The following is a 12,380-nucleotide window of genomic DNA, read 5'->3' as shown; positions in this document are numbered from 1 at the left end:
CTTGTCGGTCACGGTTATAGCGCCCTACGCCACCCAGCGATTGTTTATCCGAGATGAATAGCCATGGCAGTTTATGCGGATTTATCCACTGGCAAACAGCGACCCACAATACCGGGTCGGTGCGCGCTTCCTTGTAACAGCGGTTCGACGCACTTGCACCGGCCCCATTGAACAATGCCAGGACAACCTCAGATGAAATCGACCTCTCATTCCTCAGATGCGCAATTGCAACCGAAACTGCTGATCCCGGCCCTGGGCACTTTTTATCAATGGGGCGAACCCCTCGCCTACGCGTTGCTGAGGTTATGCCTGGGCATCGTCATGCTGACCCATGGCCTGCCCAAGCTGTTGGGAACCTCACACGGCTCCATGGCCGACCCCATGGCGGGTTCGATCCGATTGATCGAAAGCATCTTGCATCTCCCTGCGCCCGAACTCTTCGGCCTGTTCGTCGCCTGGCTTGAAGGTCTCGGCGGATTGCTACTGGCGCTGGGGCTGGCAACCCGGGTACTCGCGGTGGCCATGGCCCTGCAGATGGCGGCAATCGCCTACATCCTTGGTCCGACCTGGCCATGGATCGATCGCGGCATCGAGTACCCGGTCCTGATGGCGTTTCTCTTCATCTACATCGCCTTCAGGGGCGCCGGCCGCCACTCGCTGGACCGCCTGCTCGGGCGCGAACTCTAAATCCTTCAGGGAAGTTGCTGTCATGTCGCAATCCAAGATATCCAGAACCTTTTTCAGTGTATCTCTGACACTCGGCAGCCTGTTGACCCTGGGTGGCTGGACTTACTGGTTGTGGCCGGGCCAGTCCGCGGCAGCCGTGACCACGACCCCGCCCTCCGTACCGGTCAGTGCGTTCGAGGTACAACATCAAGACGTCCCTGTGTTGATTCACGCGATCGGCAACGTACGTTCCCTGCACAGCGTGGAAATCCGCTCGCAGGTCGACGGTTTATTGCTCGAGTTGCCGGTCAAAGAGGGGCAACGGGTCAAGCGTGGCGATCTTCTGGCTCGGATTGATGATCGCGCCATAGTCGCCGCCCTGGAGCAAGCCAAGGCCCAACTGGCCGTGGCCCAGGCCCAGTTGGCCTCGGCAAACGTTGACCTCAAGCGCTATCGGGCCCTAGCCACGACCCAAGCGGTTTCCGCACAGACCCTTGACCAGCAGCAGGCACTGGTCGCCCAACTGCATGCAACGGTGCAGAGTCAGCAGGCGACTGTCTCCGCCAACCAGGTGCAACTGTCCTATACACGGATTCTGTCCCCTACCGATGGTCGGGTCGGTATCCGTAACTTCCATGAAGGCAGCTACGTCCGGGCGAGTGACGCGCTGGCATTGTTCTCCGTGGTGCAACTGGACCCGATCAGTATCGAGGCCGCCCTTCCCCAGGCGCTCCTGCCACAGTTGCAAGCACTGGTTGCTGGCTCGGGACAAGCACCGGTGATCCTGCGCGCTTACTCGGGCGACGGTGGTGCGCTGCTGGGCGAGGGTCGCCTGGGCCTGATCGACAACCGGGTTTCCGACGCCACCGGGACGGTACGGATCAAAGGCAATTTCGCCAACGCACAAGGACGTCTGTGGCCGGACCAATCGGTGGTGGTCAACCTGCAGGCAGCGACCTTGCGCGAAGCACTGGTGGTGCCACAGCGCGCCTTGCGCCAAGGCGCGCAATCCACTTTTGTCTGGCGCGTCCGGGACGGCAAGGCGTCCCCGCAACCGGTACGGGTCACCTATGCAGACGCGGAGATCGCAGTGGTCGAGGGCATCGTAGCGGGTGACCGGATCGTCGACGACGGTTACTCGCGGCTGCGCCCCGGAACCGAGGTGCACATACTCGAGCCTGACGATGCGGTTCACTCCACTGTCGCCAGCGGAGGTGTCTTGTAATGGCCCGCCGCAATGTCTACGCCTGGTGCATGGACCATCCCATCGGCACCATCCTGTTGAGCTTCGCCTTGGTATTGCTCGGGGTGATTGCCTATCCGCGTCTGTCCATTGCACCACTGCCGGAAGCTGATTTTCCGACGATCCAGATCACTGCGACACTGCCTGGCGCCAGTGCCGAGACCATGGCCTCTTCAGTGGCGACACCGTTGGAAGTTGAACTGAGCTCGATCCCCGGTATTACCGAGATGACCTCGGCTAGCTCGTTGAGCATGTTGACCCTGACGCTGCAGTTCACGCTGGATAAAAACATCGACGCCGCCGCCCAGGAAGTCCAGGCGGCGATCAATACGGCGTCGGCGCGTTTGCCCAGCGACATGCCGAGCCTGCCGGTGTGGCGCAAGGTCAATCCAGCTGACAGCCCGATCCTGATTCTCAGCGCCTATTCGGCCAACCTGCCGCTGATTGAGGTCAGCGACCTGGCCGATACCGTGCTCTCGCGTCAGCTCAGTCAACTCGAAGGGGTGGGCCTGATCAACGTAGTGGGTGAACGTCGTCCGGCGATCCGTATCCAGGCCCGCCCGGAAGTCCTCGCCGCGGCCGGGGTAACACTGGCGGATATCCGCTCGGCAGTGCAGACGGCCAGCGTCAACCTGCCCAAGGGCGCTCTGTTCGGTGGGCACCGGGTTTCCAACCTGGAGGTCAATGATCAACTGTTCGAGCCCCGGGAATATGACAATGTCATCGTCACTTATCGCAATGGTTCGGCTGTGCGGGTACGCGACCTGGCCCGGGTTACCCTCGGGTCGGAGGACGACTACACGCAAAGCTGGCCCAATGGCGAATCCGGTGTGGCCCTGGTAATCCGGCGTCAGCCGGGGGCCAATATCGTTGCCACCGCGGATCGCATTCTGCAAGCCCTTCCCCGCCTCAAGGCGTCCTTGCCGGCGGACATGACGGTCGAAGTGCTGAACGACCGCACCCGCACCATTCGCTCCTCCTTGCATGAAGTGGAGTTGACGCTGGGCATCGCGATCGTCCTGGTCATAGGGGTGATGGCGCTGTTCCTGCGGCAGTGGTCGGCCACGTTAATCGTTACCACCGTGCTTGGTGTCTCGCTGGTGTCGACGTGCGCGGTGATGTACCTGGCCGGGTTCAGCCTGAACAATTTGACGTTGGTGGCCATTGTGATTGCAGTCGGTTTCATCGTCGATGACGCCATCGTAGTGATCGAAAACATCCACCGTCACCTGGAACTGGGCGAGAACAAGCGTACCGCGGCGCTCAAGGGCATCAGCGAAATCGGCTTCACCGTGGTGTCCATCAGCGTGTCGCTGATTGCCGCCTTTATCCCCCTGCTCTTCATGGGCGGCGTGATCGGACGGTTGTTCCGCGAATTCGCCTTGACCGCCACCGCTGCCATCGTGATTTCAGTCCTGGTCTGCCTGACCCTGGCCCCTACCCTGGCCTCTCTGTTCATGAAAGCCCCCAACCATCACGATGAGTCCGACAAAGGTTTCTTCGGCAGCTTGCTCAAGGTCTACGATCGCGCCTTGAGTTGGGCACTTGGGCACCAGCGCATCATGCTCGGCGTGTTTTTTGCCAGTGTGATGCTCAGCGTGGCCAGCTTCATCATGATCCCCAAAGGCTTCTTTCCTCTGCAGGACACTGCCTTCATCCAGGGCTTCACCCAGGCATCTGCCGATATCTCCTACGATGAGATGGTTGAAAAGCACAAGCAACTGGAAGCGATCTTCAGCAAGGATCCGGCGGTCATCAGCTATAACCACGCCGTCGGTGGCAGCACTACGGACTCGATCGGCAATGGCCGGGTCTGGCTGGTATTGAACGATCCCGGGGAGCGTGACGCGACGGTCAGCCAGGTCATTGATCGGTTACGTCCACAACTGGCACAGGTTCCCGGGATCCAGGTGTTCCTGCGCGCCGTGCAAGACATCAACCTCAGTGCCGGCCAGCCCCGGGCCCAGTATCAATACGTGTTGCGCGCGCAGAGCAGTGCCGAACTGGCGACCTGGGCCACCACACTGGCCGATCGCCTGCGGGCCAACCCACTGTTTCGCGATGTCTCGCATGACCTGCAACTGGATGCCAACATCACCCGCATCACCCTGGATCGTGACGAGGCTGCACGTTATGGCTTCACCGCCCAGGACCTGGACAACGCACTTTACGATGCCTTCGGGCAACGACAGATCAGCGAATACCAGACCGAGGTCAACCAGTACCAGGTGGTGCTCGAACTGAGTACGGCACAGCGTGGCAATGCCGAAAGCCTTAGCTACTTCCACCTGCGTTCGCCGCAGACCGGCCAGATGGTCCCGCTCCTGACATTTGCCCGGATCGAGCCGCCGGCAAGTGGCCCGGTGGTGATCAACCATAACGGCATGCTGCCAGCGGCCAACCTGTCCTTCAATCTCGCTCCCGGCGTTGCCCTGGGGCAGGCGGTGAGCGCACTGCAGGACATAGAACGGGACATCGGCATGCCAATCTCGGTGAGCGGTACCTTCCAGGGGTCGGCCCAGGCGTTCCAGTCGTCCCTGGCCAGCCAACCGTTTCTGATTCTGGCCGCACTGGTGGCGGTCTACATCATCCTTGGCGTTCTCTATGAAAGCCTGGTGCATCCGCTGACTATTCTTTCGACCCTGCCGTCGGCAGGTATTGGTGCCATCGTGCTGCTGTGGGCCTGGCAGTTGGACTTTTCGATCATGGCCCTGATTGGCCTGATCCTGTTGATCGGCATCGTCAAGAAAAACGGCATTCTGCTGATTGATTTCGCCATCCACGCCCAGCGTGAACGCAACCTGTCCGCCCGAGACGCCATCCATCAAGCATGCCTGGCGCGTTTCCGGCCGATTCTCATGACAACTCTGGCAGCCCTGCTCGGTGCCGTGCCCCTGATGATGGCCTTCGGTACCGGCGCCGAGCTGCGTGAGCCGCTCGGGGTTGCAATCGTCGGTGGCCTGATGCTCAGCCAGGTGTTGACGCTGCTCACCACACCGGTGGTGTTCCTGACACTCGACAATCTGTTCCACCGACGCAAAGGTCAGCCGGTTGCCGGCCTGGAGCACAGCGCATGATAAACCGAACCTCGCTCATGACCTTGGCCCTGCTGTCCGCGCTGGCAGGGTGCAGCAGCCCCATGCAGGAGGGGTCCCCGACAGCAGGTGACCAGATGCATGGCCAAGACCTCGCGCCCTCTCTTGCCACTCAGTTGCCGCGCTGGTGGGAAGGCTTCAACGATCCTGCACTCAATAGCCTCATGGAGTCGGCGTTGCGCAACAACCTGGACCTGGCCAGCGCCGTGGAACGAGTTCGGGAGGTCCGGGCTCAGCGGCGCTTGGCTGCGGCCCAACGGTATCCCGATATTGGCTTGGCGGCGAACTATGATCGCTCACGCACAGCACTGAACGGCACCAATGAGGACTACTTCTACGGCATGGACCTGAGCTGGGAAGTGGATCTGTTCGGTCGTCTCAAGGCTCTGCGTAATGAAGCCGATGCGCAGTTGAAGGCCACGCAACAGGACTATCTGAGCCTGCGTATCAGCCTGATGGCCGAGGTGGCCAACAATTACTTGCAGTACCGTCTGGCGCGGCGAGTGGAACAGATTGCCAGCGAGGCCAGCACCGCACAGAAACAAACCGCGGATGTCACCCGGGCTCGCTTGGAACAGGGCACCAGCAACCGTCTGGATCTGGAGCGCATCGAGTCCCAAGTGGCTGTCACCCTGGCCGAGGTACCGGTCGCTCGGCAACAGGCGGAGACCGCTCGTTACAACCTCGCTTATCTGCTGGCCAGTGAGCAGCCCGTGGTCGATCGGCTGCTGGCTGGCGAGGATCCGGCGGAAGTACCGCCATCCCCCTCCGCCCTTTCGTTGTCCTCGGTACCTGTGGAGGTACTGCGCGAACGACCGGACGTGCGTGCAGCCGAGCAACGCTTGCAGGCGGCCGGTGAATTTCTGGCAGCGGAAAAGGCAGCGCGTTACCCGCAACTGACATTGGGGCTGCTGTCCGGTTTCGAGCAAGGCGCCGGCGCTTCGACCTGGGCGCTGAGCACCCAACTGTTTCAGCCGTTGTTCGACTTCGGCCGCATCAGCTCACGCATCGAAGCCGGTGACGCTCGACACGAACAGGCCAGGCTCGCCTACAAGTCGAGCCTGCTGCAGGCGTTGCGAGAGGTGCACACCGCGTTCCAGGCTTACAACCAGGGTGTCGAGCGACAGGGCAACCTCGACCAGGCGACGGCTGCTGCCGTGCGTGCTGTCGTCCTCGCCAAGCAGCAATATGCCGCCGGTACGGTTTCCATGCTGGAAGTGCTGGATGCCGAACGCAGCCTGTTCGACGTGCAGCGCAGCCAGGTACAGGCCAGGGCGGACGTGGCGCTGCGCTGGGTCGAGATCAACCGCACCTTGGGTATCGCCCCACCGGGGCCGGCCATTGCGACGCTATAGATATTTCAGCAGCACCGTCACTCAGAGCTACCGGGGATTGCCCAGGAAATGAATGTATTCGACAGAGCGCTGGAACCGCCCTGTCTCACGAGAAGCATGGAAGATGCTTCGAAGCTACTTTACACGCTCCCAGACGATGTGAACCTTCATCCCATCCGGGCGCCGAAAATCTTCCACCATCCGGTCGCCGTCGACCTTCAGTTGCAAGTCATCCTGGGTACGCACAGCGCCCACCCAGTTTGGAAACGTAGATCCTTCGACGGTGTTGCCCGTGAACTCGCCGTTCTGGTTAACGGTATATCGTCCAAAGAAACCGATGCTACCGAGCATGGCTGCGCGGTTTTCCTCATCGGTGCCTTCGCCACGCACGTTGGAGCGAAACGGCGGCACGCGCGGATCCGTGAGCACTTCAACAAACGTCAACTCTGGGGTGAAAACGAGCCAGCCATGAGGATTGGGTCCATAAGCATCCGAGCTACTGCCCTGGTGCTCAACCGTTGCGCTGATCATGCGCCAGGTGCCGATCAACGAGTTTTTCTCGCCCGCAAAGGCTGTGGGGAAAACCGAAAAGGCAATGACCGCACCTACTGCCAGTACGCTGTTTTTTAGAGTCATCTGTATCACCTCTCACTGTAAGGATGCGATGGAGAATAAAAAATCTTCATGCCCTGGCCGAGATAATTGCCAGGCGTAGTTCCCGCGAAGCGGCATAATCGGCCTGCCGTCCCAATTGCCAGCCCAAGTAACCCCACAGCAACGCGCAACACGCGCCAATCATCGCGGCCAGGCCGGCGCCCTGCCCCAGCATGTCAAGCAGGCTCTTGGCCCAGCCACTCATGGCGTCACCGGCGCGATAAACCACGGTGTCGATGAAGTTCTTCGCCTTGTATTTACTCTCGGCGTCCAATGGCGCGAAGAGCATTTCCCTGCCCGGCCGGACGAACGCGTACTCGCCGATTCGTCGCACGATCATCAATGTCGTGAGCAGTGCAAACCCGGGTGCCAAGGCCAGGCCCAGGAAGCCGATGGACATGAGCAGCGGCACGATGGCCAGCAACGCACGTACCCCCAGTTTCGGTGCGATACGGCCGGTGATGAACAGCTGGGACAGCAACGCGCCCGCCTGCACGATGATGTCGATGGTGCCAAAGATGCGAACTTGCGATTCGCGATCCGGATAGTGCTCGGCCACCAGGCGCGCCTGTTCGAAATACAGAAAGGTGCTGACGGTCGCCAACAGCACCACGAACCCGGCGATCCCCAGCAGGTAAGGTGATCTGAGCACGGCCGTCAAGCCGCTGAACGGATTGCCGCGCAGTGGTTGCCGAGTACTTTGCGTCGGCGCGGCGCCGGGGCGGCCAGCCCCACCCTCTTCGCGCCATCTCATCAGTGCCCGTTTCAAAACCAGCGTGGCACCGAGCAACAAGGCCGCCAGCAGCATCAACCCAGAGGCACCGAGGGTATCGATGAGCAGCGCGCTCAGGGCCGGCCCCAGCAGACCGCCGATGCTGGCGCCGGCAGCGATGAAGGCGAATAAACGCTTGGCCTGCTCGCTGTCGAATACATCCGCCATCAAGCTCCAGGCCACGGACACGACGAACAGGTTATAAACCGAGATCCAGACGTAAAAGACCCGGGCCAGCCAGACACTGTCCGGCTGGAACTGGAAGAATTCGACGAACATCAGCAGGTTGATGCCGAAGAAGCCGTACACCCAGTCGATGAGGCGCAAGCGCGGTACCCGGGAACTGAGCCAGGCGAACATCGGAACCGCCGCCAGCATGACCAGGAAGGTCGCGGTAAACAGCCATTGCAGATTCTCCACGCCCGCGGCGATGCCCATCGATTCGCGGATCGGGCGCAGCATGAAGTAACCGGTAAAGAGGCACAGAAACAGCAGGAATCCGTACAGCGCCGGACGCAGCTCACCGTCACGGGCGTTAAGGGCGAGGCTCAGCCGATGCAGATAGGAAGGCGTACTCATGGGAGCTCCAGGAAGGCGGCAACAGGCCAGAGGGTGGGCACGGGACAACACCCGCGCCCAAGGTTGCATCAGGGGTAGGTGACGCCGGTCAGCCGTTCGGAGACGGCCCAAAGCCTATTTGCATCCGCCTCCCCGGTCGCCGCGGCAGGCGTTTTGGCGAAGCCCAGCGGGCCGCGTTTTTCCTGGTCTCCGGTCGGGCCGTAATAGGCGCCGCCGACGGCCTGCGCGGCGGTGGCGGCATACAGCGTGGGCAACGCCCCTTGTGCCGCTGAGTGGTAGGCGTCGCGGTCCTGGGCCCAGCGCTGGCCGAATTCACTGTTGAGGCCGGGGCCGCGTTCGACCAATTCGGTTACGGCAACGCCGGGGTGCGCGGCGATGCTACGAATGCCCCAGTTTTCGGCATCGCTGCGCCGCTGCAACGCGAACGCCCAATGCAGGATGGCCAGTTTCGATTGCGCGTATGTCGCATACGGGTCGTACTTCTGGTTGGCCTGCAGGTCATCGAAGTTCATCGTGCCACGGGTCGCTGCAATGCTTGAAAGGCTCACCACGCGTGCGTCCTGGCTTTGACGCAGGAGCGGCACCAGCAGGCCGGTCAGCGCGAAGTGCCCCAGGTAATTGGTTGCTAACTGAAGTTCGAAACCATCGGCTGATGTACCTCGTTCGGACGGCGCCATGATGGCGGCATTGTTGATCAACACGTCGAGGCGCGGCAGCCTCTGATTAAGACGCTGGGCCAGGTCGCGCACGGATGAAAGGTTGGCCAGGTCCACGGCCTCGAACTGCACCTTGGCGTCGGGCACCGCCTGTTGAATGCGTGCAATGGCCTGTGCGCCGCGCTCTGGGTTGCGAGCAGCGATAATCACCTGCGCGCCGGCACGGGCAAGTGCTAGCGCATCCTCATAACCCATGCCGCTGGTACCGCCGGTGACCAAGACGATTCGGCCCTTCTGGGACGGCATGTCGTTGGTCGACCAGTCGGGTTTCGGTGCGACACGAGCCGTCGCTTCGACACTTACGGCACTGAGCAGCGCGACACCGGCGACGAGTGCCCGGGCCAATTTCATCAACGGGTTTATGGTGTTCAGAACGCCGATTGCGGAGGTTGTTGTGTTCCACATGGTTGAATCCTCTATTTGAAACAATGAACCGACACGACCGGCGATCACTGGATGGAACACGCCTCAGCCAGTTGCAGAAAGCTGACTTGGCGGGTTTGCCCTTGCGAATCCACATAGGTCATTTTTGCCCGCACGACCTCACACACTTGCGAGCTCGGTGCCTCGATGCGAATGGCGTGGGCGATGTCCAGCGGCATGCCATATTCGTAAGCCGGTGGTTCCGTGTTTTCTTTGGCGAACAGAGGTGAACCGCTCAATGTGATGACGGCCAGCAGACTGGCGATCGACAGGTTTTGGATATTCATGATGGACTCCACGACTACCTTTACCGGGATGGTCGTAGCACTCTAGGAGGGAGACACTGACGTCAAGGTGACTGCTGACTGACAGGAAGATGTCAAACGCCGATGTTGGGGAAACACCGGCGTTCGCTAAGACGCAACTAGCGCGCCGCTTGGCTCGTCAGGGAAAATCCGAAGGTATTGAGCCCATCCTTGCTATGGGCAAACACTCGTCCACCGTGCATGGACGCCACGGCCCGCACAATGGAAAGCCCCAGGCCATGGTGCGCGTCGCTCCGGGCCCTGGCGGCGTCGGCGCGATAGAAGCGTTCGAACAAATGCTCCAGGTGCACGTTGTCGATAGGCTCGCCTGCATTGGAAACGCTCACCTGGGCCTGCATGCCATGGCTTTCCAGGCGGATGATAATGACGCTCTCCGGCACCGCGTATCGCGCCGCGTTCTGTATCAGATTGGCGAGGGAGCGGTGAAACAGGCGTCGGTCGATGCATACGCGCATGTCGCCTTTGATCACCACGTTCAGCTGTTTGTCATGCAAGACAGGCTCAAGGTATTCCACCGTCTTCGACGCCTCTTCATAAAGGGAGACATCACTGAGCTCGGTTGCCCGCTGCCCACTCTCGGCGCCCGCCAGGAACAGCATGTCATTGACGATGGTGCCCATCCGTTCCAGTTCTTCGAGGTTGGACTGCAACAGATCCTGAAGCTCATTCACGTCCCGCCCGTGGGCCAACGCAACCTGGGTCTGCCCGATCAGATTGGTCAGCGGCGTTCGCAGCTCGTGCGCCACATTGGCATTGAACCCTTCGAGCTGGCACCAGGCTGCCTCCTGGCGAGCCAGGGCGCCGTTGAACGACACCGCCAACTCCTGCAATTCGCTTGGCAGTGCCTCGGTGTCCAGTCGCTGCTTCGAATCCCCCGGCGGCAGGCTGTTGGCCTGACGGCTCAAGCGCCTGACGGGCCCCAGGCCAAAACGCGCGATCCAGTAACCGAGCAATGCAACCAGCACAACGCCCAGCGCCGAAATCAGGATCAGTGTCTTGGTGAATTGGTCCAAGGTCTTCATGAACGGCGTTGAATCGATTCCCACGATAAAGCGTAACTCCGGCCGGCTACCCATGGCTGCGATGGTCTTGATCAGCAGGACCATGGGGCGATCCCGGTCAGGTATCTCGACCGTGGAGAATCCATCCGGGCGCTTCGACCAGTCCTGGCCGTCCGGCATGGCCCCGCCATAACGGTAGGCCGGGTCGTCGACCAGCACCCAATAACGCACCCGCTCGTCCGTGGGAGTCAGGCCATCCAGCTTCTCACGCAAGCCGACCCAGAACGCCGGCGAATCATATTTTGCGAGTACCGGATCGAGTACGGAATGGCGCAGGATCAGCTCGTTCTGCATCTGATCCTCGAGCGATTGCTTCAAGGAACAGCGCAACAGCGTCGCACTGACCGCGGTGATCAGCATGACCGAAAGCGCAAACATCAGGCCGAGCCGCCTGGATATCGATCCTTTCATCATGGCGTACCATTTTGTCTGCCATCGGCTTCGCGGCTTTCCAGTACATAGCCCATGCCACGAACGGTATGCAGCAGCTTGCGTGGATAAGGCGCATCCACTTTAGCTCGCACACGCTTGATCGCAACCTCGACCACGTTGGCGTCACTGTCGAAATTCATGTCCCAGACCTGCTCGGCGATCATCAATTTGGGAAGAATCTCGCCCTGGTGCCGCGCCAGCAGGCTCAACAGACAGAACTCCTTGGCCGTGAGGTCCAACCGCACCCCGGCCCGGGTGACCTTGCGCGCTTGCAGGTCGACCTCAAGGTCATCGATGCGCAAGTGCGTCGGGTCGGCCGTGTCGTCGGCGAAACGCCGGATCAATGCCTGGATGCGCGCGACCAGTTCGGCAAATGAAAAGGGTTTGGCCAGGTAATCATCGGCGCCCTCTCGCAGCCCACGGACGCGATCATCCACCGTGCCCCTTGCCGACAACATGATGACCGGGGTTTTCTTGTACAGGCGCAAGCCCTGCAGCACGCCGTAGCCGTCCTTGCCCGGCAACATGACATCCAGGATAACGACGTCGTAATCCATTTCCAGCGCGTAGTGCAGGCCATCGATGCCGTTAGTCGCGACATCGACGATGTAGCCGAGCTCGCTCAAGCCACGATGCACATAAGAGGACGTCTTTTCTTCGTCCTCGACGATGAGCAAACGCATCGGGTAACTCCTCCGTAGAAGCGGCACGGGTCGAGACAGACTTTTATCCATCTCTCAAGAATCCTGGACAGGCTGTGTGCACCATTCTCCAGACTACAGAACAAAGGTGTCCTGAACCTGACCGCTTCCTGACATTCCTGTCAGAATCGAGCGGCGTCTGAACCCGTCGCTGGAAAAACCATCGTCCAGAAAATGCTTCAAATCAACCCTGGCGTCAGGGCTTCGAGGGTCGCGGCCGCACATCGTTGTGTCCCCGCGCCGCCGCGATGACTGCCTTCCATTCAGAGCCGGCTGCCGCTGCCTGAAGCAACGACCGCTTACGCGGCTGCCAAGGCTGCGCTCTCGACTCACAGTAAAAGCAACTGAAGTCGGCGACATCACTTATGCGCTATTGGA

General features: G+C 60.8%; 10 protein-coding genes. 4 read left to right on the top strand and 6 right to left on the bottom strand.

The window, feature by feature from the left end:
- Positions 1-192 precede the first annotated feature (192 nt).
- The 4 genes from AC30D9_RS01110 to AC30D9_RS01095 all read left to right on the top strand — a co-directional run bounded on the left by AC30D9_RS01110 (position 193) and on the right by AC30D9_RS01095 (position 6,359).
- The gene (locus tag AC30D9_RS01110; protein WP_163858663.1) at positions 193-687 is read left to right on the top strand and encodes a DoxX family protein; all 495 of its coding nucleotides are present in this window, start codon (positions 193-195) and stop codon (positions 685-687) included.
- 22 nt (positions 688-709) lie between these two features.
- Entirely contained in the window at positions 710-1,891 is a 1,182-nt protein-coding gene (locus tag AC30D9_RS01105; protein ID WP_305483724.1) for an efflux RND transporter periplasmic adaptor subunit, read from the top strand.
- Complete coding sequence (locus tag AC30D9_RS01100; RefSeq protein ID WP_490143224.1) at positions 1,891-4,986, top strand: efflux RND transporter permease subunit; 3,096 nt, start codon at positions 1,891-1,893, stop codon at positions 4,984-4,986. The genes AC30D9_RS01105 and AC30D9_RS01100 overlap by 1 nt, the downstream gene beginning before the upstream one ends.
- 95 nt (positions 4,987-5,081) lie before the next feature.
- Positions 5,082-6,359 (top strand): efflux transporter outer membrane subunit, encoded by a 1,278-nt coding sequence (locus tag AC30D9_RS01095; RefSeq protein ID WP_490143223.1) that lies wholly within the window; start codon positions 5,082-5,084, stop codon positions 6,357-6,359.
- A 114-nt stretch (positions 6,360-6,473) separates the two neighbouring features.
- Here AC30D9_RS01095 and AC30D9_RS01090 read toward each other — a convergent pair whose 3' ends face one another.
- From AC30D9_RS01090 to AC30D9_RS01065, 6 genes are all read right to left on the bottom strand, one after another.
- A complete protein-coding gene (locus tag AC30D9_RS01090) occupies positions 6,474-6,974 on the bottom strand; it encodes a lipocalin-like domain-containing protein (protein ID WP_134924374.1) in 501 nt (166 codons plus the stop codon).
- Positions 6,975-7,020: 46 nt separating this feature from the next.
- Entirely contained in the window at positions 7,021-8,343 is a 1,323-nt protein-coding gene (locus tag AC30D9_RS01085; protein WP_490143222.1) for an NTP/NDP exchange transporter, read from the bottom strand.
- 68 nt (positions 8,344-8,411) lie between these two features.
- Positions 8,412-9,464 carry an oxidoreductase gene (locus tag AC30D9_RS01080; RefSeq protein WP_490143221.1) on the bottom strand — a complete coding sequence of 351 codons (1,053 nt, stop codon included), beginning with the start codon at positions 9,462-9,464 and terminating at the stop codon, positions 8,412-8,414.
- A gap of 44 nt (positions 9,465-9,508) precedes the next feature.
- The gene (locus AC30D9_RS01075; protein WP_134924371.1) at positions 9,509-9,769 is read right to left on the bottom strand and encodes a DUF2790 domain-containing protein; all 261 of its coding nucleotides are present in this window, start codon (positions 9,767-9,769) and stop codon (positions 9,509-9,511) included.
- Between the two features lie 137 nt (positions 9,770-9,906).
- Positions 9,907-11,280 carry a heavy metal sensor histidine kinase gene (locus tag AC30D9_RS01070; protein ID WP_134924370.1) on the bottom strand — a complete coding sequence of 458 codons (1,374 nt, stop codon included), beginning with the start codon at positions 11,278-11,280 and terminating at the stop codon, positions 9,907-9,909.
- Positions 11,280-11,984 carry a heavy metal response regulator transcription factor gene (locus AC30D9_RS01065; RefSeq protein ID WP_109754108.1) on the bottom strand — a complete coding sequence of 235 codons (705 nt, stop codon included), beginning with the start codon at positions 11,982-11,984 and terminating at the stop codon, positions 11,280-11,282. The genes AC30D9_RS01070 and AC30D9_RS01065 overlap by 1 nt, the downstream gene beginning before the upstream one ends.
- Positions 11,985-12,380 lie beyond the last annotated feature (396 nt).

Source organism: Pseudomonas sp. DF11 (assembly GCF_058148565.1).
The sequence above is the reverse complement of the archived record's forward strand: the minus strand, read 5'-3'. Positions and strand labels throughout refer to the sequence as shown.

Bases quoted from the DNA above. Each gene is read 5' to 3' on its own strand.
- AC30D9_RS01100 (WP_490143224.1), top strand. From the start codon at position 1,891: ATGGCCCGCCGCAATGTCTACGCCTGGTGCATGGACCATCCCATCGGC.
- AC30D9_RS01075 (WP_134924371.1), bottom strand. From the start codon at position 9,769: ATGAATATCCAAAACCTGTCGATCGCCAGTCTGCTGGCCGTCATCACA.
- AC30D9_RS01095 (WP_490143223.1), top strand. From the start codon at position 5,082: ATGCATGGCCAAGACCTCGCGCCCTCTCTTGCCACTCAGTTGCCGCGC.
- AC30D9_RS01090 (WP_134924374.1), bottom strand. From the start codon at position 6,974: ATGACTCTAAAAAACAGCGTACTGGCAGTAGGTGCGGTCATTGCCTTT.
- AC30D9_RS01110 (WP_163858663.1), top strand. From the start codon at position 193: ATGAAATCGACCTCTCATTCCTCAGATGCGCAATTGCAACCGAAACTG.
- AC30D9_RS01070 (WP_134924370.1), bottom strand. From the start codon at position 11,280: ATGAAAGGATCGATATCCAGGCGGCTCGGCCTGATGTTTGCGCTTTCG.
- AC30D9_RS01085 (WP_490143222.1), bottom strand. From the start codon at position 8,343: ATGAGTACGCCTTCCTATCTGCATCGGCTGAGCCTCGCCCTTAACGCC.
- AC30D9_RS01105 (WP_305483724.1), top strand. From the start codon at position 710: ATGTCGCAATCCAAGATATCCAGAACCTTTTTCAGTGTATCTCTGACA.
- AC30D9_RS01080 (WP_490143221.1), bottom strand. From the start codon at position 9,464: ATGTGGAACACAACAACCTCCGCAATCGGCGTTCTGAACACCATAAAC.
- AC30D9_RS01065 (WP_109754108.1), bottom strand. From the start codon at position 11,984: ATGCGTTTGCTCATCGTCGAGGACGAAGAAAAGACGTCCTCTTATGTG.